This window comes from Novosphingobium sp. KN65.2, assembly GCF_001368935.1.
In the GTDB taxonomy this organism is placed as follows: Bacteria; Pseudomonadota; Alphaproteobacteria; order Sphingomonadales; family Sphingomonadaceae; genus Novosphingobium; species Novosphingobium mathurense.
Map to the genome: position 1 here is coordinate 95727 of NZ_CCBH010000143.1, position 24973 is coordinate 120699.

The following is a 24973-nucleotide window of genomic DNA, read 5'->3' on the forward strand; positions in this document are numbered from 1 at the left end:
GGCGCGGAAAGTGGGTCGTCAGGGCGTCATCAACTCGCGCACGAAGCCGATCAGGCCGGTCTGGCGGGCGCGGCGCATCCGCTCGGCGGCGAGGATCTCGCGCACCTTGTCGAAGCAGGCGTCGATATCGTCGTTGACGACGACATAGTCGTAGCCGTCCCAGTGGCTGATCTCGGACCGGGCGCGTTCCATGCGTGCGGCGATCACGTCTTCGCTGTCGGTGCCGCGCCCGGTCAGGCGGCGGCGCAGTTCGTCGATACTGGGCGGCAGCAGGAACACGCGCACGACGTCGCGCTCAAGCTTCTGGTAAAGCTGCTGGGTGCCCTGCCAGTCGATGTCGAACAGGTAGTCCTGTCCTTCCTTCAGCCCCGCCTTCACCTGCGCCTTGGGGGTGCCGTAGCTGTTGCCGAACACCGTCGCCCATTCGAGGAATTCCTCGTCGGCGACCATGCGGTCGAACTCGGCCTGGCTGACGAAGTGATAGTCCTTTCCATCCACTTCGCCGGGGCGCGGCGGGCGGGTCGTGCAGGAAACCGACATGCAGATGTGCGCGTCGCGTTCGAGCAGCATGCGCGAAATCGTCGTCTTGCCTGCGCCCGAGGGCGAAGACATGATGAACATGAGGCCGCGCCTGGCGAGGGATCCGCCGGCGGCCGCGTCTTGGATGGGATGGGATGCGCTGTCCATGCCCCCCGATGGCGGGCGCGACGCTGCAAATCAAGAGGGCTGCGCATTTGCGGCGGGTTGCTCGGGCCGGCGGCGCGTCCGGTGCAATCAGGACTCTTCGCCGTCCTTGGCCATGTCTGCGAGCTTTTCGTCGCCTGCGGCCTTCGCGGTGCGCGCCTTGCTGCGATCGTAGAGCGTCTTGGCGATCAGTCCGCCGCCCACGAGAATCGCGCCGGGGACCGAGGTCATGGCCACCCGGGCGAGCGTGCGGTGGAGCATGGTTTCGCCCATCGTGCGCCCCTTGAGGATCGCACTGGCCTTGCTGGGCGCATACTTCTTGCCGAGCAGGGCTTTCTCCACTGCGCGTCGCGCCAGGAAGGTGCCACCGCGCAGGGCGATGTCGGCAATGGCCAGGTTGGTATGGTCGTTGGGGCTCGGGCCGACGAGTTCGCGCGGGGAAGGGCGCAGCTTGCGCTTGCGCTTCTTCCCGCTGGCGGCGGCTTCGTCGGGACCGGCAGGAGCGGTGGCAGCGGGCACGACAGGGGCATCAGCAGCTTCGATGACCGCCTCGCCTTCGTCCTGCCCAGTCTTCGTGACCATCGAGCCTGCTTTCCCGGGGCCCGCTGGCCCCGCTTACTTCTTCTTGCCGAAATCGACCGAAACGACGTTCGATCCATCCTCGCTGGGAGTAATGCGCGAGGCGACGTCGCGTTCCGCGGCGTCGTTACCGGCCATGCCCGGGACGTCTTCTTCCTCGTCGTCGGCCATGGCCTGGAACTGCAGGCCGAAATCGACTGCCGGGTCGACGAAGGCGGTGATCGCCGAGAAGGGAATGTCCAGCTTCGCGGGAAGCTGGTTGAAGCTCAGGCTCACCGTGAAGCCGTCTTCGCGCACGCCCAGGTCCCAGAACTTGTTCTGGAGGACGATCGTCATCTCGTCCGGAAAACGCGCGCGCAGGTCGTCGGGAATGCTGACGCCGGGGGCTGTCGTCTTGAACGTGATGTAGAAATGATGGCTGCCCGGCAGAACGCCGTTGGAGGCTTCCACTTGGCCCAGAACGCGTCCGACTACGGCGCGCAGGGCTTCCTGTACGATCTCGTCGTATGGGATCATGCTGTCTGGTGGCGTATCGTTCATCGCGCCCTACGTGCGCATCGTTCATCTTGCGGTCAAGCATGTTGACACGCCTTTTTAACTGTTCGGCGCACTTATTCCAAGGTAAACCGTCTGCGCCACAGGGAAATCTTGCGGACTCGCCCCTGAGTGTTCGCGCGTGATTGATTCCCGCAGATACAGGTCTATAGGCGCATCCCATGCGCACAGCTTCGATCAATCGCAAGACTCACGAGACCGACATCGCCGTCGAAGTGAACCTCGACGGTACGGGCTCCTACGACGTTTCGACCGGCATTGGCTTTCTCGATCACATGATCGAGCAGTTTTCGCGCCATTCGCTGATCGACATCACCTGCAAGATCGCGGGCGATCTGCACGTCGATCAGCACCACACCACGGAAGACAGCGCCATCGCGATCGGCCAGGCGATTGCCAGCGCCATGGGCGATAAGGCCGGGATCGGCCGCTACGGCGACGTTCACTCGCCGATGGACGAGGCGCTGTGCCGCGTTTCGCTCGACATCTCCGGGCGTCCCTATTTCGTGTGGAAGGCCGCTTTCACGCAGGAAAAGCTGGGCGAGTTCGATACCGAGCTGGTCGAGCACTGGTTCCACTCGATCTCGCAGGCGGTTGGTATCACCCTGCACATGGAACTGCTCTACGGCACCAACAACCACCACATCTGCGAGGGGCTGTTCAAGGGCTTCGCCCGCGCCATGCGCACCGCGGTGGAACTGGACCCGCGCAAGGGCGGGGCGATTCCGTCGACGAAGGGGATCCTCGGACAGGACACGCTGTGATGGCGAGCTTCATTCTCTCGCTGCGCTACATCGCCCCGGTCGAGGCCGTGGATGCGCTGCTGGCCGACCATATCGACTGGCTCAAGGCGGGGCATGAAGCCGGCCACCTGATCGGCTGGGGCCGCAAGGTCCCGCGCGAAGGCGGCGTCATTCTCGCAAGGGGCGAAAGCCGCGAGTCCATTGTTGCGCTGGCCCAGGACGATCCCTTCGTCAAAGGCGGCGTTGCCGAAGTCGACGTGATAGAATGGGCGCCCACCTTCCTGTCGGCCGGGCTCGAGGGACTGGCCGCATGACGCTGGCCCTGATCGATTACGGTGCGGGCAATCTCCATTCGGTAGCCAATGCCCTGCGCGCGGCCGGGGCCGAAGACGTCAAGACCACTGCCGATCCCGCCGTCGTTCGTGCTGCGGACCGCATCGTCCTGCCTGGCGTGGGCTCATTCAAGGCCTGCGCCAAGGGGCTCTGGGCGATCCCCGGCATGGTCGAAGCGATGAACGAGAGGGTGCACGTCGGTGGCGCGCCGTTCCTGGGCATTTGCGTAGGCATGCAGCTTCTCGCCACCCGCGGTCTGGAACATGGCTCCACCAAGGGGCTGGGCTGGATTGCGGGCGAAGTTCGCCTGATCGAGCGCACCGATCCGGCGATCAAGATCCCGCACATGGGCTGGAACGACGTCTCGCTCGGCCGCAAGGACCCGGCGCACGGGCTGGTCGAGGCGGGCGAGGCCTACTTCCTGCACTCCTATCACTTCGTGCCCGATGAAGGGCAAGACGTGGCGGCGATGACCGACCATGGCGGCGGACTTGTCGCTGCCGTTGCCCGCGACAATGTCGTGGGCGTGCAGTTCCACCCCGAAAAGAGCCAGGCATTCGGCCTCGCGCTGCTTTCCCGTTTCCTCGATTGGAAGCCCTGAAATGATCGTATTCCCCGCCATCGACCTCAAGCAGGGCCAGGTCGTCCGTCTCGCCGAAGGCGACATGGCGCGCGCGACCGTTTATGGCGACAACCCGGCCGCGCAGGCGATGCTCTTCGCCGATGCAGGCTCGCAGTTCCTCCATGTCGTCGATCTCGACGGATCCTTCGCGGGCAAGGCTGAAAACCGCGAAGCGGTCGAGGCGATTCTCGAAGCATTCCCCGGCCACGTGCAGCTCGGCGGCGGCATCCGCACGCCCGAGGCGGTCGCGGGCTGGTTCGAGCTGGGCGTCAGCCGCGTCGTCATGGGCACTGCCGCGCTCAAGGACCCGCAGTTCGTCAAGGACATGGCGAAGGAATACCCGGGCGGCATCGTCGTGGCCGTAGACGCGCGCGACGGCATGGTCGCGACCGAGGGCTGGGCCGAAGTTTCCGACGTCTCGATCGTCGACATGGCCCGCCGGTTCGAGGACGCCGGCGTCGCCTCGCTGCTGTTCACCGATATCGGCCGCGATGGCCTGCTCAAGGGCTGCAATGTGCAGGCGACCGTCGATCTCGCGCGCCAGACCGACCTTCCGGTGATCGCATCGGGCGGTGTCAAGGGCCTCGACGACATCCGCATGCTCACCTTGCACGAGAAGGACGGCATCGAGGGCGTCATCACCGGGCGCGCGCTCTATGACGGCCGCCTCGATCTCGCCACCGCGATCCAGATGGCGCAGAAAGGCTGAAGCCATGACCGTGCGCGTCCGCGTCATTCCCTGCCTCGACGTCGCCGATGGCCGCGTGGTCAAGGGCGTCAACTTCGTCGACCTGAAGGACGCGGGCGATCCGGTCGAACAGGCGCGTGCCTATGACGCGGCCGGTGCGGACGAGCTGTGCTTCCTCGACATTTCGGCCAGCCATGAAGGACGCGGCACGCTGCTCGACATCGTCCAGCGTACCGCGGAAGTCTGCTTCATGCCGCTGACCGTGGGCGGCGGCGTACGCACCGCCGAGGATGCGCGCGCGCTGCTGCTGGCGGGTGCCGACAAGGTTGCAGTGAACTCCGCAGCCGTTTCGCGGCCCGAAGTGGTCGCCGATATCGCCCACAAGTTCGGCTCGCAGTGCATCGTTGCCTCTGTCGATGCGCGCAAGGTGGGCGAGGGGCGCTGGGAAATCTTCACCCACGGCGGTCGCCGCCCGACCGGCATCGATGCGCTGGAGCACGCGCTGAAGCTGGCGGACCTCGGCGCGGGCGAACTGCTCGTCACCTCGATGGACGGGGATGGAACGCAGAGCGGCTACGACCTCGAACTTACGCGCGCGATTGCCGACTCGGTCTCGGTCCCGGTCATCGCCAGCGGCGGCGTGGGCACGCTCGATCACCTTGTTCAGGGTGTGACGCGCGGCCATGCGAGCGCCGTGCTGGCCGCCTCGATCTTCCACTTCGGCAAGCATTCGATCGCCGAGGCGCACGCTGCGCTGCGCTCTGCGGGACTTCCGGCACGGGCCTGACACCGGCCTTCGCGCGTTGAGCTTTCGCGCCGGCAGTGATCCACATCGGGACAGGCGCCGATAGGTGCTTGCTGCCCCCTCCGGATGATCGGATGGGCGCAGGACACTTCGACTCCGTGAGGCTCTTCCCCCCGTGCGTTACACCGGTCACTGCATTTCGCTTGCCATACTGATTGTCCTTCCGGTCCCCGTCTTCGCCGCGACCAGCGTGCCGTTGCCGGAGCCGAGCGGACTGGCCCTGCTGGGCATCGGCCTTGCCGGCCTGGCCCTGGGGCGGCGCCTGTCATCGCGCCGGTCCAGGGACTGAATTTGCCCGGAACTTTCACGGCGGCTTGACCGCGAAGGCGCCGCGCCGCATGGCTTGGCGCATCATGACGAGTCCGCAATCCCAGAGCGGGGACACGCTGTCCCGCCTCGAAGCCACGATCGCGGCGCGCCGCGCGGCCGATCCCGAATCCAGCTATGTCGCAAAACTCAATGCCAGCGGGCTGGGCAAGATGTCCCAGAAGCTGGGCGAAGAGGCGACCGAGACGATCATCGCCGCACTGGCGCAGGGCCCCAAGGAACTGATCGGCGAATCCGCCGACCTGCTGTTCCACCTCATGGTCCTGCTCGGCGCCAAGGGCGTACCCTTCGCCGATGTCCTGGCAGAACTCGACCGCCGCGAAGGCGTCTCGGGCATCGCCGAAAAGGCATCGCGCCCCAAGGACTGACCTTTCCCTCAAGACGATCAACGCCTTCCGCGGGAGCCCTGAGAATGCCCATCGATCCCAAGCAGCCCTACGACGAGAACAACATCTTCGCGAAGATCCTGCGCGGCGAGCTGCCCTGCACGAAGGTCTACGAGGATGACCACGCGCTGGCCTTCAACGACATCCGTCCGCAGGCGCCGATCCATGTTCTGGTGATCCCCAAGGGCGCCTATGTCTCCTGGGACGACTTTACCGCCAAGGCCGACGATGCCGAGATCGCCGCCTTCATGCGCGCGGTCGGCAATGTCACGCGCCAGCTCGAGCTGGACGGGCCGGGCTATCGCCTGATGGTCAACATGGGCAACAACGGCCATCAGGAAGTGCCGCACCTGCACGTCCACATTTTCGGCGGCCGCCAGTTCTTCCACATGATCTGCGACTGAACCGGCGCCTGACGGAGAGATATCCACACCCATCGGGCCGATGTGGCGTGGCTGACGGGCGGTAAGCTGCCGTCTGTCCCTTTGCAGTGGGGGAAGGCCCCGCTACACATCCGCGCTGCATGATGGCCATTCCCGAACCCAGTTGCGGCGCGATCGACCTCGGTGTCCACCGCTATGCCCTGCGCGTGTACTATGAAGACACCGACGCGGGCGGGATCGTGTACCATGCCAATTACCTGCGCTGGTTCGAGCGCGCCCGTTCCGACCTTCTCGAGTTGCTCGGGATCGACCAGCGCGCCGCGCTGGAATCGGGAGAGGGGCTCTACACCGTGGCCGAGGCTTCGCTGCGCTACCGCGCTCCGGCCCGACTGGGCGATGCCGTCGTCATCGAGACATTTCCCGAGACGGTCGGCCGCGTCGCCTGCACGCTCAGGCAGGTGGCCCGGCGCGGTGAAACGCGGCTGTGCGAAGCCATCGTCAAGGTAGGGTTCATCGGTCCTGATGGACGACCGCGCAAACAACCTGCCGCCTGGCAACATGCGTTCGATTCGCTCGTTGACGGGCGCATGCTTTCTCAATCTCCCGCCACAGGCCCTGTTTCTGGCCTTGAATCCGGCCCGGAAGGACTAGAATGACTCTCGACCTGCTTGCTTCTGCCGTAGCGATCAGCGGCGAATCCGATCGGCTCAACCCGATCAAGCTGTTCCTTGACGCGGACATCGTCGTTCAGGCCATCATGTTCGGCCTGCTGCTGGCGAGCATCTGGGTCTGGATGATCATCATCACCTTCACCATGCGCATGGGCGGCATCCAGCGCCGCTGCGACGAGTACGAGGACGGCTTCTGGGAGGCCGAGAACTTTGAGACGTTCCAGAAGGACCGCGCGCGCCGGAACGTGCCGCTGGGCAAGGTGGCCGGAGCCGGGCTGGCCGAATGGCGCCGCAATGCCCAGGCGCGCAACGTGGACCACGAAGGTGCGCGCCAGCGCATTGCGCTCGCCATGACATCTTCGCTCGGCGAAGAGGCGGACGCCCTTTCGGATCGTCTCAACTTCCTCGCCACCGTCGGTTCGGTCGCGCCCTTCGTCGGCCTGTTCGGTACCGTCTGGGGCATCATGAACAGCTTCTTCCAGATCGGCCAGCAGCAGAACTCCTCGCTGGCGGTCGTCGCGCCCGGCATTTCCGAAGCGCTGTTCGCCACCGCGATCGGCCTGTTCGCGGCGATCCCGGCAGTCATCGCCTACAACCGCTTCTCGCACCGGGTGAATTCGTTCGAAGCGCGCATGCAGCGCTTTGCCGACCAGCTTCACGCGGCGCTCACGCGCCAGCTCGAACAGCGCTGACGGAGCCCGGACATGGCAATGGGACTGTCAGGAGGCGGTGGTCGCAATCGGCGGGGACGCGGGACCCGTGCGCCGATGGCGGACATCAACGTCACGCCGCTGGTCGACGTCATGCTCGTCCTGCTCATCATCTTCATGGTGACGGCGCCCTTGCTAAAGGCCGCCGTGCCGATCGAGCTGCCCGACAGCCGGGCCAAGGCGATGTCGGAGGAAGCCGCGCAGATTACGCTGAGCATCAAGCGTGACGGCGTGATCTATTTCGAGGAAGAGGCGCTCGCTCCGGGAGAACTGGCCGATCGCCTCGCCGCAGTGACGCCGGGCCCCGATGGCAAGAAGCCGCTCGTGACCCTGCGCGCGGACAAGGCGCTCGATTACGGCACCGTCATGGGCGTGATGGGCGAACTCAACCATGCCGGCTTCACCTCGATCTCGCTGGTGACCGGCGTCAGCAGCCGTTCAGGCGGCTGAGCTAGGGTTCGCATCATGGCAATCCTCGGGCTGCGCAGGGATGAGAAATACGGACTTGCACTGGCAATCGCGCTTCATGCCGCGGTTCTGGGCGCGATGTTTCTCGACCCGCATACCGATCAGGTCGTCCGTCCGCCCGAACGGATCGAAGTGAATATCAGCGATGACTACGGACTGACATCGACTTCGCCCGATCCCAACAGCCAGGCCGCGGCCGATGTGGCTCCGACCATCGGTGAGGCAGCGCCCGCGCCGGCTCCTGCTCCGGTTCCCGAAATCCAGCCCTCGCCTTCGCCGCTGCCGCCCGAACCCAAGGCCAAGCCGGTAGAGACCAAGAAGGCGCCGGAAAAGAAGAAAACCGAGACCAAGTCTCCGCCCAGCCGCAAGAGCAGCGCGATCGACAAGATCGTCTCCAGCCCGAGTAGTTCCCCATCGAAGGCGAGCGCGACCACCACGAAGAAAACCGGCGGCAGCCGTGTCGGCTCGAACTTTCTCGAAGGCGTGAGCGGCGCGCAAGCGACGCAGGGGAAGGGCGCGCCCGCGGCCGAGATCGGCCCGGCGGTGCGTTCCGCGCTTTCCGCGGCGATCACGCGCCAGCTCAAGCCCCACTGGCAGGCCCCGCAGGGGCCGGAGGCGGAGGATCTTGTGACTTACCTTGCCTTCAACCTCAACAAGGACGGAACGCTCGACGGTCGCCCCACCGTGGTGCGCCAGACCGGCATTACCGACGTCAACCGCAACCAGGCCCCGCGCCACGCCGAACAGGCGATCAGGGCGGTGCAGCTGGCTGCGCCTTTCAATCTTCCCGCGGATTACTACGATGCGTGGAAACGCGTATCGTCGTTCAAGTTCGACAAGAGGCTATCGCAATGACCCCCCGGATACTTTCGCTCGTCTCGGTTCTTGCGCTTTGCGCGGCAGCCCCTCTCGCCGCGCAGGACACCGCGCCTGTCCCGGATGCCGGGGGCGGGCTCGTCTCGGACGACGGCGGCCTGACCGGTTCGGTCTCCGACGACAGCGACTGGCAGGACCTGGGCATCGCGATCACCACGTTCGCCACCGACGCGGACGTTCCCACGCAGACGAATGCAGGCTCCACCGCGGCGCTGGGCCGGGCCCTGTCGCAGGTTGTCGCGGCGGACCTCAAGAACAACGGCCTGTTCAAGCCCTCGGGCCCGGCGGGCCTGCCGCAGCCGGCTTTCTCCGAAGTGCAGACGCCCAACTTCCCGATCTGGTCGGTCCGCAGTACCGACATGCTGGTGCAGGGCTATGTCCGCGCCGCGGCGAGCGGGCAGCTTACCGTGGGCTGCTACCTTTACGACGTCGCGCTCAAGCAGCAGCTGGCCAAGGGCGGCTGGCAGGTCGGCCCGGCCGACTGGCGCCGCGCCGCGCACAAGTGCGCCGACATGGTCTATTCGCGCCTTTCGGGCGAAAGCCCGTTCTTCGATTCGAAGATCGCCTACATCGCCGAGACCGGACCCAAGGACCGCCGCATCAAGCGGCTGGCGGTGATGGATTCGGACGGCGCCAACCACCGCTATCTGACGAGTGGGCAGGCGACCGCGCTGACCCCGCGCTATTCGCCCGACTATTCCAAGATCCTCTACCTCTCGTACCTCAACGGCCAGCCGAGCATCTATTCCTACGATCTGGCGACCAACAGCCAGAAGCTGATCGTGCGTACCGGCAATCCGACGATGGCGCCGCGCTGGTCGCCGGACGGAAAGTGGGTGCTCTATTCTATGTCGACGGGCGGCCGCACCGACATCTACCGCATTTCCTCGGCAGGGGGTGGCACGCCGCAGCGCCTGACCAACGGTCCGGGCATCAACATCGGCGGCAGCTACTCGCCCGACGGCAGCCGGATCGTGTTCGAGAGCGACCGTTCGGGCAGCCAGCAGGTCTACGTGATGAACGCCGACGGTTCCAACCAGCACCGCATCAGCTTCTTCGGCGGCCGTGCGGCAACGCCGGAATGGAGCCCGCGCGGCGACCAGATCGCCTTCACCCACATTGCCGGAAACCTGCGTATCGCGGTCATGAGCCCGGACGGGCGGGGCATGCGCTATCTCACCGATTCGTGGCAGGACGAAGCGCCGACATGGTCTCCCAACGGTCGCATCGTCCAGTTCTTCCGCACCGAGAAGAACTCCGGAATTACTTCGATCTGGCAAGTTGACCTGACGGGCCGGAACGAACGTAAATTGCCCACGCCAGTGGGCGCGTCGGACCCTGCGTGGGGTCCGGTCCGACCCTGAGTGTAATTTGCACCGTTTACGGGTGCGCACTCAGGAAACCTTTGTTAAGTAATGATCGGAACTATAGCCGATGCCAGCCATTTCATTTGGCTGTGCAGCACAGGAGATTGCCCCATGTCTTCTACCTTACAGACTCCTCGCTTCTCGAAGTCCGCTTCGACGATGCTTCTCCTTGCCGGGGCATTGGCCATTTCGGCTTGCGCTTCCAAGGCGCCCAAGGAACTTCCGCCCGAGCCCGGCCCGGCCACCACGACGCAGGCTCCGCCCGCCGATCTTGGCCCGACTCCGGGTAGCCAGGCCGACTTCCTTGCCAAGATGAGCGGGTCGGACACGATCTACTTCGACACCGACAAGTACGACATCGACGCGATGGATCAGGACGCGCTGGCCAAGCAGGCGCAATGGCTGCTCCAGTATCCCAACAAGCGCGCCACCATCGAAGGCCACTGCGACGAGCGCGGCACGCGCGAGTACAACCTTGCGCTGGGTGAACGCCGCGCCAATGCCGCGATGAACTATCTCGTGAGCCTCGGCGTGGATGCTGCGCGTATTTCGACCGTCAGCTATGGCAAGGAACGCCCGGTTGCGCTCGGTTCGAACGAGCAGGCCTGGGCGCAGAACCGCCGCGCGGTCACTGTCACGATCGACTGATCGGCTTACTGACCAAACTTGAGAAGATCGCCCGGGCTGCCCAGCAGCTCGGGCGTTTTCACGCTGGCTCCGTAGCCCTGTCCCGTCATGAACCGGGGCGGTCCCAACGGCTCGCGCGCGACGTTTTCGCCGAACAGCACGTAGATCGCCATCATCAGGATGGAGAAGCATGCGGATAGGGCCAGCCGTTTGCTCATGGGCGCCTCACAATACTAAGCCAGGTTAGTATAATTGCTTCGGGCTACTGCTGCAATGCAACGACGGCGGGAGCGTTAGGCGGTTTCCTGCGATTTACAAGACTTGCATCCATTTCGAGTCGCAGCGTATCGCTAAGTCAATGAGCCGCGTACGCAGATCCATGGACTGGGGATTCCCGCGCTGGCGCGGCTACGAGTCCGCGCGCGAAGCCGCGCAGGTCCGCCTGTGCGATCGCCATGGCTGCTCCGAACCGGGCGATTGCCCCGCGCCGAAAAGCCCCAGCAGCCCGGACCGCTGGTACTTCTGTCAGAAGCACGCGGCCGAGTACAATGCCGGCTGGGACTATTTCGCCGGCCTCACCAAGGAAGAGGCCGCGGCGCGTGAAAAGAAGGAGCGCCAGACCCACGAAGGCTACCAGGAATCGGCGCACTACGGCTGGGCCGGGTCGGGTGACGGCAGCCGCAGCGGCGATGAACTGCGCGCGCTCGAAGCCCTTGGCCTCGAACCCGATGCGGACTTCGACGCAGTGCGCAAGGCCTGGCGCACGAAAGCCAAGGAAGTGCATCCCGACGTCCGGCCGGGCGATGCCGAGGCTGCCAAGGCATTCCAGACCTACCAGCTTGCCTACGAAGTCCTGCGTGCCGCCGAAGAGCGGCGCGAATGGCACGGTTGATCGTGTCCCTACTGATTTGCGCGTAGAGCAAGCGTCAGCCCCGCCTGTGCGGCGATGACGAAAGGTGCGGAAGGGGCCTGAGGCGGCGGCGGGGGCACTCCCCTATGTCCGGCCCGCTATCTCCCGATCAGCAGCGAGACCAGCCAGACCACGCCGACGATCAGCGGTGCGCCCGCGATGTCGAGCAGCAGGCCCGACTTGATCATGCGCGGCAGTTCGATGCGCCCGGTTGCCCAGGCGATGGCGTTGGGTCCGGTGCCTGCGGGCAGCATGAAGCCCCAGCTTGCGGCGAGCGCTGCGGGCATGGCCAGCAGGATCGGATCGGCACCCAGCGCGACCGCCAGGCTGGCGACGACCGGCATGATGCCGCTGGCCGTCGCGACGTTGCTGGCGAACTCGGTGATGACGATGACCATGGCGGTGATCGCAAGCGCGACGACGGGCAATGGGACGGCGGACAGCGGCAGGAGCGACCGGCCCAGCCAGTCGGCGAGCCCCGAGGCGCCCATGCCTTCGGCCAGCGCAAGGCCGCCGCCGAACATCATGATGACGCCCCAGGGCGCGCGATTGGCTTCATCCCAGTTGAGCAGGGGGCGTCCGGTTCCGTCCGGCACCACGAAGAGCAGCAGGCCGACGCCCACCGCGATCGTGCCGTCGGTCAGCGAACCCTTGGGCAGAAGCGGTGCGATCAACGGCGTCAGCATCCACAGCGCGAAGGCCACTGCGACGAGCGGGACGAGACGGCGTTCCGGCTCGGTCCACTTGTGATGGACGGCAATCGCCTCGCGCGCGGCGCGAACGTCGAAAGGATGCGTGGCGACCGCCTGCATGCGGGCAACGATGAAAGCAGCCAGTGGAATGCCCACCAGGACGAGGGGAATGCCGATAAGGCTCCACCGGGCAAAGCTGATGTGCAGGCCGATCATCGAATCGAGCAGGGCAACCGCGATGGCATTGGTCGGCGAGCCGACGATCGTGCCGAGGCCGCCGATCGATGCGGCAAAAGCGATGCCCATGGGCAGGGCGCCGGCCAGGCCCTGGCGTTCGTCGTCCGCGATGCCGCCGGCCTCGATCACGGCAAGGGCCATGGGCATCATGATCAGCGCCGTGGACGTATTGGAAATTGCCATCGACAGGATCGCCGCAGCCATCATGAAGGCGAACAGCAGGCGACCCGCGCCGCCCTTGGAACCCAGCCCGTCGAGCAGGGACAGAGCCAATCGCCGGTGCAGTCCGGTGCGCTCGATGGCAAGGGCGATGAAGGCGCCGCCCAGGATCAGGAACAGGGTGGGGGAATAGTAGCTGGAGGCCGTCTCGCCCGCCGTCATGACCCCGGCAAATGGCAGGACGAGGAAAGGGGCCAGCGCGGTCGCGGTCAGCGGCAGGGCCTCGGTCATCCACCAGCAGGCCATCAGGGCGACGAGGCCCGCGACGGTCCATGCCTGCGGCGGCATTCCTGCCGGTTCGGGCAGGATCAGCGTTGCCCCGAACAGCACCAGTCCCGCGATCAATCCGATCCGCTTGGCATCCATGCCGATGTCATCCCCCCATTCCCGTTTGAGGGACTTAAGCCACAAATCTCAGGATGATGCGAGGGGGAGAAGCAGGTTGGCGTACTTCCTGGCGGTTAACCCGGCGCATTTGCTTCGGGTTATCACCGGAGCGCGTGGACCCCGGATCAAGTTCGGGATGGCGGCCTGTGGCAGGCAGTCGCGTGCCCAAGGACTGACAGCACACGCTTTTGCCAGCAAAGAAAAAGGGCGCACCCGGCGGGTACGCCCTTTTTCTTTGGCAATGCCGGTCAGCGCTTACTTGGGCGCCAGCACCATCAGCATCTGGCGGCCTTCCATGCGCGGATAGGCTTCGATCTTCGCGATCTCTTCCACATCGGCCTGCACGCGGCGCAGCAGGTCCATGCCCAACTGCTGGTGCGACAGTTCGCGGCCACGGAAGCGCAGGGTGACCTTCACCTTGTCGCCATCGCCGATGAAGCGCTGCACGTTGCGCATCTTCACGTCGTAGTCGTGATCGTCGATGTTCGGACGCATCTTGATCTCTTTGATCTCCTGCGTCTTCTGCGTCTTGCGCGCTGCATTGGCCTTTTTCTGGGCCTCGTAGCGATACTTGCCGACGTCGAGGAACTTGCACACCGGCGGGTCTGCGTTGGGCGAGACTTCTACCAGGTCAAGGCCGACTTCGGCCGCCTGCTCGATAGCCTCACGGGTGTACATGACGCCAATGTTCTCGCCGTTCTCGTCGATCACGCGGACCTTGTCGGCTTGGATGAAATTGTTGTAGCGCGGTCCGCTCTTGACCGGTGGCGTCATCATGCGCCGGGGTGGGGGTGCTATAAGCGTTCTCCTGAGTCGTCTTCGATTTACGTGCGAATGGGGCGCTCAATAGTGCGATTTGACCCGCCAAGCAAAGCGGGAATTCGCAAGATTAACATAGAGCCCCAGCCGAATGCACGGCTTATGCCCGCTTATATGGGCCTTCAGGCCGCCGCGCGCCAGAGGGGATATGCAATCAATCGCCCTGTGGCGGGCACCAGCGCATCGATCGCAGAGGCTGGTTGCATCGCCGCAAGGATCGCCGGATGGGCTGCGTCCATGCCGCCGGTGAGGGCGCCGAAAGCAGGCAAAATCAATCGGTTGTCGCTGCGCACCGCGCAAGGGCGGGCGATCCTGCGGCCCCGTGCGGACACGATCAGGCGCGGGTGATAGTGCCCGGACAGTTCGGGAAGGTGCGTCGCTCCCTGCGCCTTGTGGCGCAGCACCAGCCCGGCGATTTCGACTTCCGCAAGGCGGGTGCCCCCGGCTTCGGCGCCAAGCTCAGGATCGTGATTTCCCATGATCCACACCCAGTCGAGCGCGCGGGTAAGGGCATCGAGCATGCCCCGGGCATGGGGATCGAGCCGTCCGGTCCCTTCGCTGTCGTGAAAATTGTCGCCCAGCGCGAAGACGCGCCGGGCACCTGTCTGCCGCACCGCATGGGCGAGCCGCTCCAGCGTTTCGCGGCTGTCGTAGGGGGGCAGCATCTGGCCCCCCTGCGCGTAGTAGCTGGCTTTCTCGAGGTGGAGATCGGCGACCAGCAGGGCCTGTTCGCGCGGCCAGTAGATCGCGCTGCCCCGCGTTCCGGCAGCGCCGACGAGGTGCATTTCCTCGGACTGGAACGAAAAGGGAACCATGGCTTTTCCTTGCCGCAGGCGGCTCGATTTGGCAAGCGGCGCGCAAACAAGGATTAGGCATGACCGACTGGACCCCTTACACCCTGCGCGCCCGCACCTGGTTCGAGACCCTGCGTGACAGGATCTGCGCCGAATTCGAGGCGATCGAACGCGAGGCCGGCTCGTCGGCTGCCTTCGATTATACCCCGTGGAAGCGCTCGGCGGTCGAAGGCGGGGCCGAAGGCGAGACGGGCGGCGGCACGCGCGGCCTGATGAAGGGCAAGGTCTTCGAGAAGGTCGGCGTCAACGTTTCGACCGTGGTCGGCTCGCTGTCCAGGGACTTCGCCGCCTCGATCAACGGGGCCTCGGCCGAACAGAACGCCTTTTCCGCAACCGGCATCAGCCTTGTTGCGCACATGGCCAATCCGCATGTGCCCGCCGTGCACATGAATACCCGCTTCCTGACGACGACCAAGGCGTGGTTCGGCGGTGGCGCAGACCTCAATCCGCCGCTGCCCTACGACGAGGATACCGCGGAATTCCACGCGGAACTCAAGGCCGCCTGCGATGCCCACGGCGCCGACTATTACGAGCGCTACAAGGCCTGGGCGGACGAGTACTTCTTCATCCCCCACCGCAATGTCCACCGCGGTGTCGGCGGGATCTTCTACGACCACCTGGAGTGCGCGGACGAGGCTGCGTGGGAAGCGAACTTCGCCTACACCATGGCGGTTGGCGAAGCGTTCCTGGCCGTGTTTCCGCGCCTCGTGCGCCGTCGCATGGGCATGGACTTCACGCCCGCCGACAAGGCGCAGCAACTCGAATGGCGCGGCCGCTATGCCGAATTCAACCTCGTCTATGACCGCGGCACGCTGTTCGGCCTCAAGACCGGCGGCAACATCGACGCGATCCTGATGAGCCTGCCGCCCGAGGCGACCTGGAGCTAGGCTGTGGGCAAAGTGCGCGCCTGGAAATTGAGCAGCTATCGGGAGGCGTCAGTGGTCCTTAGATCGCTTCGACTTTCACGCCTCGCGAAGCGCCCTTGACCGGAGGGGCGTCGGACAGGGGCTGGCCGGCCGTTTCCTTCATGAAGTGCAGCGCGACTGCGCCCACCGCGCAGGCGGCCATCATGTAGTAGGCGGGCATCAGCGGGTCGCCGGTGGCCGAGATCAGTCCGCTGCCGATTGCCGGTGCCGTGCCGCCGAAGATCGAGGTTGCCACGTTGTAGGAGATCGCGAAGCCGGCAAAGCGCACCGCGGTCGGGAACAGGGCCGGGAAGGTCGCGGAAATCGTCGCCAGCTGGGGGACGTAGAGCAGGCCGAGGACCAGGAAGCCGATCACGGCCCCGGACAGGCCCGTGCCCATCAGCATGTAGAGCGGCACCACGCCGATGAAGAGACCGATCAGCGAGAACCACCAGAGCGGCTTGCGCCCGATCCTGTCGGACAGCGCTCCGGTGATCGGCAGCAGGACCATCATGAACAGCATGCCCAGGATCGGCACGACCAGCGCTTCGTCGGCGGTCAGGCCGAGGCGGCGCTGCAGGTAGGTGGGCATGTAGCTGAGCAGCGTGTAGTTCACGACGTTGAGCGCGATCACCATGCCGCCCATCACCAGCATCGGCCGCCAGTAATGGGCCATGAGATAGGGCAGGCCGTGCGAGACGCGCTCGGCCTTCTCGTGTTCCTCGCGAAAGACCGGCGTGTCCTCCATGTGCGAACGCAAGTAGACACCCACGGCGCCGAGCGGTCCGGCGACGAGGAAGGGGATGCGCCAGCCCCAGTCGTGCATCGCCGCCTCTCCCAGCAGCAGCGAGAAGCCCAGCATCAGCAGCGCGCCGAGCGAAAAGCCGGCCAGCGTGCCGAATTCGAGGAAGCTGCCGCAGAAGCCGCGCTTCTCGTCCGGTGCGTATTCGGCCATGAAGGTCGCCGCACCGCCGTACTCGCCGCCGGTGGAGAAGCCCTGGATCATGCGCAGCACGATCAGCAGCAGCGGCGCCCAGAACCCGGCGGTGGCATAGGATGGCAAGAGGCCGACGCAGAAGGTCGCCCCCGACATGACGACAATGGTGATCGCCAGCACCGACTTGCGGCCCAGCCGGTCTCCCAGCGGCCCCCAGAAGATTCCGCCCAGCGGACGCACCAGGAACGAGATGGCGAACGTCGCCAGCGCGAAAAGCACGGCTTCCTCGGTGTTGCCGGGGAACAGCGCTGCCGAAATATACGTGACGCCGTAGGAATAGATTCCGTAGTCGAACCATTCGGTGGCGTTGCCGATCGCCGAAGCGGCAATGGCGCGGCGCAGGGTTGCTGGGTCTGTCTGCATCAGGAATCTTCCGTGGCTGGAATGTCATCGGGGCCGAGCGGATCGAGCATGGCAGCAACCGGGGTGGTGCGCGGCAGGATCTGGTAGGCGTGCTGCGTTTCTGAAGGAACGGGCGGAGTGGCGGTCTGGCGCCACAGGCCGAAGGCAAGTGCGCCGCCGGCGCAAAGCGTGATGAACGCGAAGAGGCCGCTCTCGAAGGGCAGGGTCATCGCTGCCGAGCCGAGGATCGGGCCGAGCGCGGCGCCCGCCGAATAGAGCAGGACCAGTCCGCCGGTCGCGCCGACGCGTTCGTCGGCTTCGAGGCGGTCGTTGGTGTGCGCCACGCACAGCGGATAGAGCGCGAAGGTCAAGCCGCCGAACAGGGCGCCCAGGCCGAGGAGCTGGATGCCGTTGTGCTGGGTGCCGGTCAGTCCGGCACAGACCAGTGTTGCCCCGGCGAATGTCAGGACGATCACGCGGCGGCGGTCATAGCGGTCGGATAACTGGCCGAGAGGCCATTGCAGCGCGACGCCGCCAAGGATCACCGCGGACATGAACATTGCAGTTGCGCCCATGTCGAGGCCGATGCGCCGCACGCTCACCGCGGCAAGGCCGTAGAACGCCCCCAGCATCATGCCGGTCAGGATCGAGCCGATCACGCCGAGCGGCGAAGTGTCGTAGAGGCGGCGAAGCGAGAAGGGCGGGGCATCGCCGGTTTCCGGCGCGGCGATATGGGTCAGCAGGACCGGGATAGAGGCCAGGGAGACCAGCACCGAGGAGGCGAGGAACGGGATCGAGGGGCGGGTATCGTCGAGGTTGAGCAGGTACTGCCCGGCGGCCTGCCCGAGGTAGAGGCAGATCATGTACCCGGCAAGGACGCTGCCGCGCGTCTGCGGCTCCGCCCGTTCGTTGAGCCAGCTTTCGATGCAGACGTAGACGCCTGCGACGCAGAAGCCGTCGGCAAGGCGCAGGAGCGCCCAGAACAGCGGTTGCTGCCAGAAGGCGTAGGCCAGCGTGCTGGCGGAAAAGACCGAAACGAAGGCGGCGAAGGCGCGAATGTGGCCGACCCGGCGCACCAGCGGACCGGCGCGCAGGGCGCCGATCGCCAGCCCCGCGAAATAGGCGGTGGCGACGAGGCCGATCAGCAGGGTGCCTTCTCCGGCGCGTTCCAGCCGGATGCTGATCAGGGTGGACAGGAACCCGCTTCCGGCCATCAGGACGAAGATGGCGGCCAGCAGGCTGCGGACCGGAAGGATCGCGGTGAGCATGTGACGCTTCTCCAGCCTTGTCGTCAGGCCGCCACGCAGCGCTGCGGGCAGGCCGTCGAGGTTTGCGCTTGCGCCCGGAAGATCGCTTCGGTCGCCTGATTGGAAATAATTCGCCTCCCAAAGGAAAGTTTCCGGCGCTCGTGCGGGTGTGCCTGAGCGTGAGGGCAGGGTATTTGCGCATTATCGCTGATTTATCAACCCGAATGGGGCTGTTCAGTGGTGCGGTCAGTCAAAGGCGTCTCAAGATATACTTCGATTTACGAAGAGAAAATCCATTGTCGAGGCCGTCATCAGAAAGTAGGAATTGGCCGTGGACACCGATTTCATGAATCCAACCCTGCGTTCGCTCCGGCGCCTTCAGCGCGCCACGGAACGCGGCGGCAGGCAGCTCGCCGCCGCGACCGGCCTGACGACATCGCAATTGCTCGTCCTTCAGGAGATCGAGCGGCGCGGCGAAGCCATTCCCAGCGCGGTCGCCAGTGCCCTCCAGTTCAGCCAGGCAACGATCACGACGCTGGTCGACCGTCTCGTCGTGCTGGGGTTGGTGACCCGCCAGCGCAGCGATCGCGACAAGCGTCAGGTGCTCCTGCGGATCACCGAGGATGGCCGTCTTGTCATGTCACGCGCGCCGGACATGCTGCAGGAACGCTTCCGCGACCGTTATTCGCAGTTGCCGGCTTGGGAGCAGGCGATGATCCTCGCCGGGCTGGAGCGGCTCTGTCATCTGCTGGATGCATCGGACATCGATGCCGCGCCCTTGCTGGACGTGGGGCCGATCGATCGCAAGTTGCAGGGCTGAAGCCCCTTGTCCGAGCGTACCTAGTGCGGCTCTCCGGACAGGCCCAGCATGGCCATGTCCAGCGGATCGGCCAGCAGGACGCCGAAGTCGTCACCCTCGGCCCAGCGCACTTGCGCGCGCAAGACATGGCTGCCCCGCAGCCTGAGGTGCACGACCTCGCCGCAGCGGGGCGTCATCGCATGGGAAACAAGGCCCATGCCGTGTTCGGAGATATTGCGCACGAACACATCCTGATCGGGCAGGCCGGCACAATCCATGCTGGCGCCGATCAGTGTGCGCAGGCGCGGTTCACGTTCTACTTTCGAGCGAGGCGCAAATTCCGCGCCGTGCAGGGGGGTATGCATGCTCATCGAAATCGCCTCCCGGTGGGCCGAGGTACGCTATCGAGGATTGTGCGGAAGCGAAGTTGCCGAGATCTTAACGCGCGACCCGTGGGAAGCCGCATGTCATCGATTGAATTGCGCCATTTCCGAAATTGTCGGTGCCGGGCATTGCATCGCGGAAAATCAGGGCCTGACAGGAGAGCCCGATCTGCACCGGTGCGTCGGACACTCGCCTGTTTGCCATGGTTTACCCGCAGTTATCACTTGCAAAGATTGCATCAAGTTAACGAGGCACTTGCCGCAGCACACAAAATCCTGACAAGGATCCTCCGGCATGTTGCGTCAGTATGAACTCGTTGAACGCGTAAAGGAATACGCACCGGAGGCCGACGAGGCCCTGCTCAATCGCGCCTATGTCTATACCGTGCAGAAACACGGTACGCAGAAGCGGGCAAGCGGCGACCCCTATTTCAGCCATCCGGTCGAAGTTGCAGGCCTGATGACCGAGCTCAAGCTCGACCAGCAGGCGATCATCACTGCGCTCCTGCACGACACGGTCGAGGACACGCTGGCCACGATCGACGAGATCGAAAAGCTGTTCGGGGCCGACATCGCCCGGCTGGTCGACGGCGTCACCAAGCTCTCCAAGATCGAGGTGATGACCGAGAACGAGCGCGCGGCGGAGAACCTGCGCAAGTTCCTGCTGGCGATGAGCGAAGACCTGCGCGTCCTGCTCGTCAAGCTGGCCGACCGGCTGCACAACATGCGCACGCTCCACTTCATCAAGAACCCGGACAAGCGCAAGCGCATCGCCCGCGAGACGATGGACATCTATGCCCCGCTCGCCGAGCGCGTGGGCATGTACGAGTACATGCGCGAGATGCAGCTGCTGGCGTTCGAGCAGCTCGAGCCCGAGGGCTATGCCACGATCACAGGCCGCCTCGCGCAGATCCGCAGCCAGGAGGGTGGGCAGGTCGATGCCATCGCCCTGGCCATCAAGCAGGCGCTCGCCGAGGCGGACATCCAGGTCGAAGTGACCGGCCGCGAAAAGCATCCCTACTCGATCTGGCGCAAGATGGCCGAACGCCACGTCACTTTCGAGCAGATCACCGACATCATGGCTTTCCGCGTCCTGACCGAGACGCCGGACGACTGCTACCGCGCGCTCGGCGTGCTGCACCAGCACTGGCAGATGATCCCGGGCCGCTTCAAGGACTACATCTCGACGCCCAAGTCGAACGGTTATCAGTCGCTGCACACCGCGCTGATCTATGAAAACTCGATGCGCATGGAAGTGCAGATCCGCACCCGCGAGATGCACCGCCTCAACGAGTTCGGCCTTGCCGCGCACTGGGCCTACAAGCAGGGTGGCACGCGGCCGGACGGGCAGGTCGGCTGGTTGCGCGACCTGATCGAGATCGTCGATGCCAGCCACGATGCCGAAGAACTGCTCGAGCATACGAAGCTGGCGATCTACCAGGATCGCATCTTCGCCTTCACCCCGAAGGGACGGCTTCACCAGCTGCCCAAGGGATCGACCGCGGTCGACTTCGCCTATGCCGTCCACACCGATCTCGGCAATGCCGCGGTCGGTGCCAAGATCAATGGCCGCCACGTGCCGCTGCGCACCCAGCTGGCCAATGGCGACGTGGTCGAAGTGATCAAGAGCACGTCTTCCGAACCGCAGCTGTCCTGGCTGGGCTTCGTCGTTACCGGCAAGGCCCGGGCCGCGATCCGCCGTGCGGTGCGCGCCAAGGAACACCAGGAAATCGCCACGATCGGCTCCAAGCTGTTCGATGCGATCGCCGGGCAGTTGCCCACGCGCATCGGCAAGAAGGCAATCGAGGCGGCGGTGCGCCGGCTGGAGCTGCGCGACGAGGAAGACCTGATGTTCGCGATCGGCTCGGCGCGCCTGTCCGACCGCGAGGTGATGGAAGCGCTCGTCCCCGGCAGTACCGCCGAACTCCCCGACGATTCGGAATGGTCCCGCAGCGAGGTCTCCATTTCGATCAAGGGCCTGACGCCGGGCATGGGCTTCGAACTGGCCGATTGCTGTCACCCGGTTCCTGGCGACCGTATCGTCGGCCTGCGCCGTCCCGACCATAAGGTCGAAGTCCACACCATCGACTGCCTCACGCTCGCCAATGGCGTGGATGCGGACTGGCTCGACCTCTCGTGGGGATCGCGAACTACCGGTGCGGTCGGTCGCCTGCGGCTCGTGCTTTACAACCGGCCGGGCACACTGGCCGATGTGACCCAGACGTTCGCGACCAACCGCGCCAACGTCGTCAATATCCAGATGATCCACCGCGACGAGCCATTCGGCACCTACGAGGTCGATCTCGAAGTGGCCGATCTTGCGCACCTGACCCGCATCATCGGCACCCTGCGCGCCAGTCAGGCAGTCGCCGAAGCCGAGCGCATCTAGAGCCGTCATGGGCAGGGGCAGCGTGACGCGCTGCACCTGCGCCTAGTACTCCAGCATCACCTCGACGCTGTCGCCTTCGGCAAGGCCCTCTGCCTTGCGCACGGCTGCCTTGATCGGCAGCAGCCAGCCGCCGTCGCTCTTCGACGGGAAGACCGAGGTCGCGAACTCGCTCGCCCCGATACGGGCCTTGACCTTGAGCGAGCCGAACCCGCGCGCCGTGCCTTCCAGCTTGCGCATGACCGCCGTGCCCGAGAGTGCGTCGCCGGCCTCGCCGTCGATCGTCAGGAAATGCCAGGTGCCGGCGCCCGATGCACCGGTCCAGCGCCATAGTTGCGCGACATGCGTCAGGGTTTCGACGAGCGGGACGGTGTTGCGCTCCTTCACTGCGCTGCCCGCCTGACCGGCACGGGCACATTGCACACGTCCACGCCGCCGGCGGGGTGGATGTAGAAGGCGTCCCGGCGATTGGCGCGCTTGTCGAGATAGGCGGCGAAGCTGGCGCTGGTGGTGGAAAGGTACTCGTAGCGCGCAAGGTCGGTGACGGCTTCGCCCGTGCGCACGGAGGCGATGGGCGTGCGCTCCTGCGGCGTGGCATAGAAGCCCATGGGGCCGGTGCCGCGGGGCAGGGCGGATAGGTATTCCATCCCCTCGATCACCCGGCCGACAATGGCGATGTTGCGGTCCAGCTGGCGCGGGGCCTGTCCGATGACGGCGTAGAGTTCGCCGCCCGTGCCGGTATCGGGCGACAGGTTGCGCCCGACCCCGACGGAGCCGTAGCAGTGCACCGGCCATACGCTCGAGCCGTCGCTCGCCACCGGCCAGCCGCGGTCGAAGCCGGCTCCGCTGGCATAGGCATCGGCGAGCAGCCTCGTGCCTTTGCCGATGTCTGTGGCGGCGGCTGGCACGGCATAGTCGCCCTCGGTCATGATTCGCAGCCCCTCGGGCAGGGGCTTGGCTTTGTGCCGGTTCTCCCCATCCGGATCGCCCCATTGCACGACGTAGTTGTCCTGGGTGCGCACTATGGCGAGGCCGTCGTACCAGTGCTGCGCTGCAAGCGTCCGGATATTGCTCACCCATTCTTGCGCATAAGTCGCCCCGACAAGCTGGATCACGACGCGCCTGGCGATGCCTGACGAACCGGGCGCAAGGTCCATGACCAGCAGATCGCGCGGGGCGATCGCGATCCAATCCGCCGCGGGCGCGGCATCGACGATGCCATTGGGCGTGGCCGGAACTTCGGCATCTCGGCCGAATGCGGAAGCGGGCAGGATGAGGGCCGCGATGCCGGCCAGCAAGTATTTGCGCATGAAGTGCCTAATGCCATCACCTGACGTCTTGCGAAACCCGTGAACCCACGCTAGGGCGCCCGCTCACCAGCGATGCGGAGCGGTGGCCGAGTGGTCGAAGGCGCACGCCTGGAAAGTGTGTATACGGTAACCCCGTATCGAGGGTTCGAATCCCTCCCGCTCCGCCATTCATCTATCCTGATTTCACCTCAAAAGTCCGGAAACGCCCGGTTTTCCGGCATTTCCTCGCGCTTCATTCGTCCTCAATTGTCCTGATTTGTTCTCATGCTGCCGGTCTGCCATATGGCATGATCTATGGTATGCGATTCGGGGGCTATGGTATGGGGGCGCTGACGGACACCAAGGTGCGGACGGCAAAAGCTGCCGAAAAGGCCTACAAGCTCTCTGACGGCGAGCAGCTCTACCTTCACATTTCACCGGCTGGTGGGCGAATCTGGCGCATGAACTATCAGTTCGGGCGTAACGATAAGGGCAAGCCCCGGCAAAAAACGCTGACGATCGGCGCTTACCCGGCGATATCGTTGAAAGATGCACGGGAAGCCCGGGACGTTGCCAAGGCTATGCTCGCCAAAGGAATCGAGCCCAAGCCTGCAGATCTGTTCGAGCGCGCGATCGCGCCGGTCGACAATCGGGCTACGTTCAAGTCGGTGGCATTGGCGTGGCATGGGTTGCAAAAGAACCGTTGGTCGACCGTCCATGCCAAGGACGTTCTCGAAAATCTGGAAACAGACGTCTTTCCTCCTTTGGGAAGCAAAGCAATCGAAGACATACAGGCTCCTGAAGTCCTGACGTTACTGCAAGGTATTGTGGAGCGTGGAGCGATCGAAACGGCACACCGTACCAGGCAGAGGATCAGCGCGATCTTTGTCTATGGTATCGCGAAAGGCGAGGCGTCCCGCGATCCGGCGGCCAGTCTGGCGGTCGCGCTGCCGAAGAAGCCGAAGGCGAAGCCACAGCCAGCGATCACAGCGATTGACGAACTCAGGCAGATGATTGTGCTTTGCGAAGCCGAGCGTTGCCGTGCGCCGACCAAGTTGGCCTTGCGGCTTCTCGCTCTGACGGCTTTGCGGCCGAATGAATTGCATTGCGCCCGTTGGAGCGAGTTCGAGGATCTGGACGGGGACGAACCGCTATGGCGCATTCCGGCAACGCGCATGAAAGGTGATCTTGATCGCAAGGCTGAGGATGACGGCGATCACCTGGTGCCGTTGGCGCCCCAGTCTGTGGCAATAATCAAGGCGATGCAGTCATTGACTGGCGACCTGCCGCTTGTCTTTCCCTCCGATCGGCACGTCCATCGTCCAATGAGCGAGAACACGCTGCGAGCGCTGCTTATCAGAGCCGGGTATTATCAGCGGCATGTCCCGCACGGTTTCCGATCCGCGTTCTCGACGATCATGAATGAACGGGTCGAGCGCCAATGGCGAGCAGCTGGGCACGAGGGAGCGTCACCGGACCGGGCAATCATCGACCTGATGCTGGCTCATGTTCCGGAGAACAAGGTCGAAGGGGCCTACAATCGGGCGGCGTACATGCCTCGACGTAGGGAGATCGCCAATGACTGGGCCGACCTTCTGGTCGGATCGATGTGGCCGCCGGAAGTGCATATCGGGCAGCCCATCAGGTGGGCGGCGACCGGGCCGGGGAAGCCCGGTCGTTGAG

The 24973-nt window shown here is 65.0% G+C and carries 31 protein-coding genes and 1 tRNA gene; 20 read left to right on the forward strand and 12 right to left on the reverse strand.

Annotated elements, in window-relative coordinates:
* Positions 1–18 precede the first annotated feature (18 nt).
* The 3 genes from gmk to SPHV1_RS08740 form a co-directional block, all read right to left on the reverse strand.
* Positions 19–687 (reverse strand): guanylate kinase, encoded by a 669-nt coding sequence (gene gmk, locus SPHV1_RS08730; protein WP_054945644.1) that lies wholly within the window; start codon positions 685–687, stop codon positions 19–21.
* Between the two features lie 87 nt (positions 688–774).
* Entirely contained in the window at positions 775–1266 is a 492-nt protein-coding gene (locus SPHV1_RS08735; RefSeq protein WP_054945645.1) for a hypothetical protein, read from the reverse strand.
* A gap of 33 nt (positions 1267–1299) precedes the next feature.
* Positions 1300–1803: an SspB family protein gene (locus tag SPHV1_RS08740; RefSeq protein WP_054945646.1), complete on the reverse strand. Its 504-nt coding sequence runs from the start codon at positions 1801–1803 to the stop codon at positions 1300–1302.
* A 176-nt stretch (positions 1804–1979) separates the two neighbouring features.
* On the opposite strand from SPHV1_RS08740, the gene hisB reads away from it, so the two are divergent.
* The 14 genes from hisB to pal all read left to right on the forward strand — a co-directional run bounded on the left by hisB (position 1980) and on the right by pal (position 10845).
* Positions 1980–2582: an imidazoleglycerol-phosphate dehydratase HisB gene (hisB, locus tag SPHV1_RS08745; RefSeq protein ID WP_054945647.1), complete on the forward strand. Its 603-nt coding sequence runs from the start codon at positions 1980–1982 to the stop codon at positions 2580–2582.
* Positions 2582–2875 (forward strand): YciI family protein, encoded by a 294-nt coding sequence (locus tag SPHV1_RS08750; protein ID WP_054945730.1) that lies wholly within the window; start codon positions 2582–2584, stop codon positions 2873–2875. The genes hisB and SPHV1_RS08750 overlap by 1 nt, the downstream gene beginning before the upstream one ends.
* Positions 2872–3495 (forward strand): imidazole glycerol phosphate synthase subunit HisH, encoded by a 624-nt coding sequence (gene hisH / locus SPHV1_RS08755; RefSeq protein WP_054945648.1) that lies wholly within the window; start codon positions 2872–2874, stop codon positions 3493–3495. Before SPHV1_RS08750 ends, hisH begins: the two co-directional genes overlap by 4 nt.
* 1 nt (position 3496) lies before the next feature.
* Positions 3497–4225 carry a 1-(5-phosphoribosyl)-5-[(5-phosphoribosylamino)methylideneamino]imidazole-4-carboxamide isomerase gene (gene hisA, locus SPHV1_RS08760; RefSeq protein ID WP_054945649.1) on the forward strand — a complete coding sequence of 243 codons (729 nt, stop codon included), beginning with the start codon at positions 3497–3499 and terminating at the stop codon, positions 4223–4225.
* A gap of 4 nt (positions 4226–4229) precedes the next feature.
* Positions 4230–4991, forward strand: a complete 762-nt coding sequence (gene hisF / locus SPHV1_RS08765) for an imidazole glycerol phosphate synthase subunit HisF (protein WP_054945650.1) — start codon at positions 4230–4232, stop codon at positions 4989–4991.
* Positions 4992–5124: 133 nt separating this feature from the next.
* Positions 5125–5298 (forward strand): PEP-CTERM sorting domain-containing protein, encoded by a 174-nt coding sequence (locus SPHV1_RS24360; protein WP_231634596.1) that lies wholly within the window; start codon positions 5125–5127, stop codon positions 5296–5298.
* 49 nt (positions 5299–5347) lie between these two features.
* Entirely contained in the window at positions 5348–5704 is a 357-nt protein-coding gene (locus SPHV1_RS08770) for a phosphoribosyl-ATP diphosphatase (protein ID WP_079731191.1), read from the forward strand.
* Positions 5705–5748: 44 nt separating this feature from the next.
* Positions 5749–6126 carry a histidine triad nucleotide-binding protein gene (locus SPHV1_RS08775; protein ID WP_054945651.1) on the forward strand — a complete coding sequence of 126 codons (378 nt, stop codon included), beginning with the start codon at positions 5749–5751 and terminating at the stop codon, positions 6124–6126.
* 122 nt (positions 6127–6248) lie between these two features.
* On the forward strand, positions 6249–6761 hold the full coding sequence (locus SPHV1_RS08780; RefSeq protein ID WP_054945732.1) for a YbgC/FadM family acyl-CoA thioesterase: 513 nt from the start codon (positions 6249–6251) through the stop codon (positions 6759–6761).
* Positions 6758–7468 (forward strand): protein TolQ, encoded by a 711-nt coding sequence (gene tolQ, locus SPHV1_RS08785; RefSeq protein WP_054945652.1) that lies wholly within the window; start codon positions 6758–6760, stop codon positions 7466–7468. Before SPHV1_RS08780 ends, tolQ begins: the two co-directional genes overlap by 4 nt.
* Before the next feature lie 12 nt (positions 7469–7480).
* Complete coding sequence (locus SPHV1_RS08790) at positions 7481–7936, forward strand: biopolymer transporter ExbD (RefSeq protein ID WP_054945653.1); 456 nt, start codon at positions 7481–7483, stop codon at positions 7934–7936.
* A 15-nt stretch (positions 7937–7951) separates the two neighbouring features.
* Positions 7952–8809, forward strand: coding sequence for a hypothetical protein (locus SPHV1_RS08795; RefSeq protein ID WP_054945654.1), 858 nt, complete (start codon positions 7952–7954; stop codon positions 8807–8809).
* Complete coding sequence (gene tolB / locus SPHV1_RS08800) at positions 8806–10194, forward strand: Tol-Pal system beta propeller repeat protein TolB (protein ID WP_054945655.1); 1389 nt, start codon at positions 8806–8808, stop codon at positions 10192–10194. Before SPHV1_RS08795 ends, tolB begins: the two co-directional genes overlap by 4 nt.
* A 162-nt stretch (positions 10195–10356) precedes the next feature.
* The gene (gene pal, locus SPHV1_RS08805) at positions 10357–10845 is read left to right on the forward strand and encodes a peptidoglycan-associated lipoprotein Pal (RefSeq protein ID WP_054945656.1); all 489 of its coding nucleotides are present in this window, start codon (positions 10357–10359) and stop codon (positions 10843–10845) included.
* A 5-nt stretch (positions 10846–10850) separates the two neighbouring features.
* Here the strand turns inward: pal and SPHV1_RS08810 are convergent, their stop codons facing one another.
* The gene (locus SPHV1_RS08810) at positions 10851–11042 is read right to left on the reverse strand and encodes a hypothetical protein (protein WP_054945657.1); all 192 of its coding nucleotides are present in this window, start codon (positions 11040–11042) and stop codon (positions 10851–10853) included.
* A 140-nt stretch (positions 11043–11182) separates the two neighbouring features.
* On the opposite strand from SPHV1_RS08810, the gene SPHV1_RS08815 reads away from it, so the two are divergent.
* A complete protein-coding gene (locus SPHV1_RS08815; RefSeq protein WP_054945658.1) occupies positions 11183–11716 on the forward strand; it encodes a J domain-containing protein in 534 nt (177 codons plus the stop codon).
* Positions 11717–11832: 116 nt separating this feature from the next.
* Here SPHV1_RS08815 and SPHV1_RS08820 read toward each other — a convergent pair whose 3' ends face one another.
* The 3 genes from SPHV1_RS08820 to pdeM all read right to left on the reverse strand — a co-directional run bounded on the left by SPHV1_RS08820 (position 11833) and on the right by pdeM (position 14903).
* Positions 11833–13248 (reverse strand): DASS family sodium-coupled anion symporter, encoded by a 1416-nt coding sequence (locus SPHV1_RS08820; RefSeq protein ID WP_054945659.1) that lies wholly within the window; start codon positions 13246–13248, stop codon positions 11833–11835.
* A gap of 276 nt (positions 13249–13524) precedes the next feature.
* Entirely contained in the window at positions 13525–14046 is a 522-nt protein-coding gene (gene infC, locus SPHV1_RS08825; protein ID WP_054945660.1) for a translation initiation factor IF-3, read from the reverse strand.
* 164 nt (positions 14047–14210) lie between these two features.
* Positions 14211–14903, reverse strand: coding sequence for a ligase-associated DNA damage response endonuclease PdeM (gene pdeM, locus SPHV1_RS08830; protein WP_054945661.1), 693 nt, complete (start codon positions 14901–14903; stop codon positions 14211–14213).
* Between the two features lie 59 nt (positions 14904–14962).
* On the opposite strand from pdeM, the gene hemF reads away from it, so the two are divergent.
* A complete protein-coding gene (gene hemF / locus SPHV1_RS08835; RefSeq protein WP_054945662.1) occupies positions 14963–15829 on the forward strand; it encodes an oxygen-dependent coproporphyrinogen oxidase in 867 nt (288 codons plus the stop codon).
* A gap of 58 nt (positions 15830–15887) precedes the next feature.
* Here the strand turns inward: hemF and SPHV1_RS08840 are convergent, their stop codons facing one another.
* Both SPHV1_RS08840 and SPHV1_RS08845 read right to left on the reverse strand, forming a co-directional pair.
* A complete protein-coding gene (locus tag SPHV1_RS08840) occupies positions 15888–17207 on the reverse strand; it encodes an MFS transporter (RefSeq protein WP_054945663.1) in 1320 nt (439 codons plus the stop codon).
* Complete coding sequence (locus tag SPHV1_RS08845; RefSeq protein ID WP_054945664.1) at positions 17207–18454, reverse strand: MFS transporter; 1248 nt, start codon at positions 18452–18454, stop codon at positions 17207–17209. Before SPHV1_RS08845 ends, SPHV1_RS08840 begins: the two co-directional genes overlap by 1 nt.
* 310 nt (positions 18455–18764) lie before the next feature.
* On the opposite strand from SPHV1_RS08845, the gene SPHV1_RS08850 reads away from it, so the two are divergent.
* Entirely contained in the window at positions 18765–19253 is a 489-nt protein-coding gene (locus tag SPHV1_RS08850) for a MarR family winged helix-turn-helix transcriptional regulator (RefSeq protein ID WP_054945733.1), read from the forward strand.
* 20 nt (positions 19254–19273) lie between these two features.
* Here SPHV1_RS08850 and SPHV1_RS08855 read toward each other — a convergent pair whose 3' ends face one another.
* On the reverse strand, positions 19274–19603 hold the full coding sequence (locus tag SPHV1_RS08855) for a PilZ domain-containing protein (protein ID WP_054945665.1): 330 nt from the start codon (positions 19601–19603) through the stop codon (positions 19274–19276).
* Positions 19604–19910: 307 nt separating this feature from the next.
* On the opposite strand from SPHV1_RS08855, the gene SPHV1_RS08860 reads away from it, so the two are divergent.
* Positions 19911–22004 carry a bifunctional (p)ppGpp synthetase/guanosine-3',5'-bis(diphosphate) 3'-pyrophosphohydrolase gene (locus SPHV1_RS08860; protein ID WP_054945666.1) on the forward strand — a complete coding sequence of 698 codons (2094 nt, stop codon included), beginning with the start codon at positions 19911–19913 and terminating at the stop codon, positions 22002–22004.
* 42 nt (positions 22005–22046) lie between these two features.
* On the opposite strand, the gene SPHV1_RS08865 is transcribed toward SPHV1_RS08860, so the two are convergent.
* Together SPHV1_RS08865 and SPHV1_RS08870 are read right to left on the reverse strand one after the other, a co-directional pair.
* Entirely contained in the window at positions 22047–22388 is a 342-nt protein-coding gene (locus SPHV1_RS08865) for a DUF1905 domain-containing protein (protein ID WP_054945667.1), read from the reverse strand.
* Positions 22385–23311 carry a peptidylprolyl isomerase gene (locus SPHV1_RS08870; protein ID WP_054945668.1) on the reverse strand — a complete coding sequence of 309 codons (927 nt, stop codon included), beginning with the start codon at positions 23309–23311 and terminating at the stop codon, positions 22385–22387. The genes SPHV1_RS08865 and SPHV1_RS08870 overlap by 4 nt, the downstream gene beginning before the upstream one ends.
* Before the next feature lie 76 nt (positions 23312–23387).
* Here SPHV1_RS08870 and SPHV1_RS08875 point away from each other — a divergent pair.
* Together SPHV1_RS08875 and SPHV1_RS08880 are read left to right on the forward strand one after the other, a co-directional pair.
* A tRNA-Ser gene (locus SPHV1_RS08875) sits at positions 23388–23478 on the forward strand.
* 120 nt (positions 23479–23598) lie between these two features.
* On the forward strand, positions 23599–24972 hold the full coding sequence (locus SPHV1_RS08880) for an integrase arm-type DNA-binding domain-containing protein (protein ID WP_054945669.1): 1374 nt from the start codon (positions 23599–23601) through the stop codon (positions 24970–24972).
* Position 24973 lies beyond the last annotated feature (1 nt).

What these genes read in the sequence shown, in the direction of transcription:
- SPHV1_RS08770 (WP_079731191.1), top strand. Translation starts at nt 5,348, where the DNA reads ATGGCTTGGCGCATCATGACGAGTCCGCAATCCCAGAGCGGGGACACG.
- SPHV1_RS08855 (WP_054945665.1), bottom strand. Translation starts at nt 19,603, where the DNA reads ATGAGCATGCATACCCCCCTGCACGGCGCGGAATTTGCGCCTCGCTCG.
- SPHV1_RS08880 (WP_054945669.1), top strand. Translation starts at nt 23,599, where the DNA reads ATGATCTATGGTATGCGATTCGGGGGCTATGGTATGGGGGCGCTGACG.
- SPHV1_RS08780 (WP_054945732.1), top strand. Translation starts at nt 6,249, where the DNA reads ATGGCCATTCCCGAACCCAGTTGCGGCGCGATCGACCTCGGTGTCCAC.
- gmk (WP_054945644.1), bottom strand. Translation starts at nt 687, where the DNA reads ATGGACAGCGCATCCCATCCCATCCAAGACGCGGCCGCCGGCGGATCC.
- hisF (WP_054945650.1), top strand. Translation starts at nt 4,230, where the DNA reads ATGACCGTGCGCGTCCGCGTCATTCCCTGCCTCGACGTCGCCGATGGC.
- hisA (WP_054945649.1), top strand. Translation starts at nt 3,497, where the DNA reads ATGATCGTATTCCCCGCCATCGACCTCAAGCAGGGCCAGGTCGTCCGT.
- SPHV1_RS08735 (WP_054945645.1), bottom strand. Translation starts at nt 1,266, where the DNA reads ATGGTCACGAAGACTGGGCAGGACGAAGGCGAGGCGGTCATCGAAGCT.
- pdeM (WP_054945661.1), bottom strand. Translation starts at nt 14,903, where the DNA reads ATGGTTCCCTTTTCGTTCCAGTCCGAGGAAATGCACCTCGTCGGCGCT.
- SPHV1_RS08750 (WP_054945730.1), top strand. Translation starts at nt 2,582, where the DNA reads ATGGCGAGCTTCATTCTCTCGCTGCGCTACATCGCCCCGGTCGAGGCC.
- SPHV1_RS08815 (WP_054945658.1), top strand. Translation starts at nt 11,183, where the DNA reads ATGAGCCGCGTACGCAGATCCATGGACTGGGGATTCCCGCGCTGGCGC.
- hemF (WP_054945662.1), top strand. Translation starts at nt 14,963, where the DNA reads ATGACCGACTGGACCCCTTACACCCTGCGCGCCCGCACCTGGTTCGAG.
- tolQ (WP_054945652.1), top strand. Translation starts at nt 6,758, where the DNA reads ATGACTCTCGACCTGCTTGCTTCTGCCGTAGCGATCAGCGGCGAATCC.
- SPHV1_RS08840 (WP_054945663.1), bottom strand. Translation starts at nt 17,207, where the DNA reads ATGCAGACAGACCCAGCAACCCTGCGCCGCGCCATTGCCGCTTCGGCG.
- hisH (WP_054945648.1), top strand. Translation starts at nt 2,872, where the DNA reads ATGACGCTGGCCCTGATCGATTACGGTGCGGGCAATCTCCATTCGGTA.
- SPHV1_RS08860 (WP_054945666.1), top strand. Translation starts at nt 19,911, where the DNA reads ATGTTGCGTCAGTATGAACTCGTTGAACGCGTAAAGGAATACGCACCG.
- SPHV1_RS08810 (WP_054945657.1), bottom strand. Translation starts at nt 11,042, where the DNA reads ATGAGCAAACGGCTGGCCCTATCCGCATGCTTCTCCATCCTGATGATG.
- pal (WP_054945656.1), top strand. Translation starts at nt 10,357, where the DNA reads ATGCTTCTCCTTGCCGGGGCATTGGCCATTTCGGCTTGCGCTTCCAAG.
- SPHV1_RS08870 (WP_054945668.1), bottom strand. Translation starts at nt 23,311, where the DNA reads ATGCGCAAATACTTGCTGGCCGGCATCGCGGCCCTCATCCTGCCCGCT.
- SPHV1_RS08740 (WP_054945646.1), bottom strand. Translation starts at nt 1,803, where the DNA reads ATGAACGATACGCCACCAGACAGCATGATCCCATACGACGAGATCGTA.
- infC (WP_054945660.1), bottom strand. Translation starts at nt 14,046, where the DNA reads ATGATGACGCCACCGGTCAAGAGCGGACCGCGCTACAACAATTTCATC.
- SPHV1_RS08790 (WP_054945653.1), top strand. Translation starts at nt 7,481, where the DNA reads ATGGCAATGGGACTGTCAGGAGGCGGTGGTCGCAATCGGCGGGGACGC.
- SPHV1_RS08775 (WP_054945651.1), top strand. Translation starts at nt 5,749, where the DNA reads ATGCCCATCGATCCCAAGCAGCCCTACGACGAGAACAACATCTTCGCG.
- SPHV1_RS08820 (WP_054945659.1), bottom strand. Translation starts at nt 13,248, where the DNA reads ATGGATGCCAAGCGGATCGGATTGATCGCGGGACTGGTGCTGTTCGGG.
- tolB (WP_054945655.1), top strand. Translation starts at nt 8,806, where the DNA reads ATGACCCCCCGGATACTTTCGCTCGTCTCGGTTCTTGCGCTTTGCGCG.
- hisB (WP_054945647.1), top strand. Translation starts at nt 1,980, where the DNA reads ATGCGCACAGCTTCGATCAATCGCAAGACTCACGAGACCGACATCGCC.
- SPHV1_RS08795 (WP_054945654.1), top strand. Translation starts at nt 7,952, where the DNA reads ATGGCAATCCTCGGGCTGCGCAGGGATGAGAAATACGGACTTGCACTG.
- SPHV1_RS08845 (WP_054945664.1), bottom strand. Translation starts at nt 18,454, where the DNA reads ATGCTCACCGCGATCCTTCCGGTCCGCAGCCTGCTGGCCGCCATCTTC.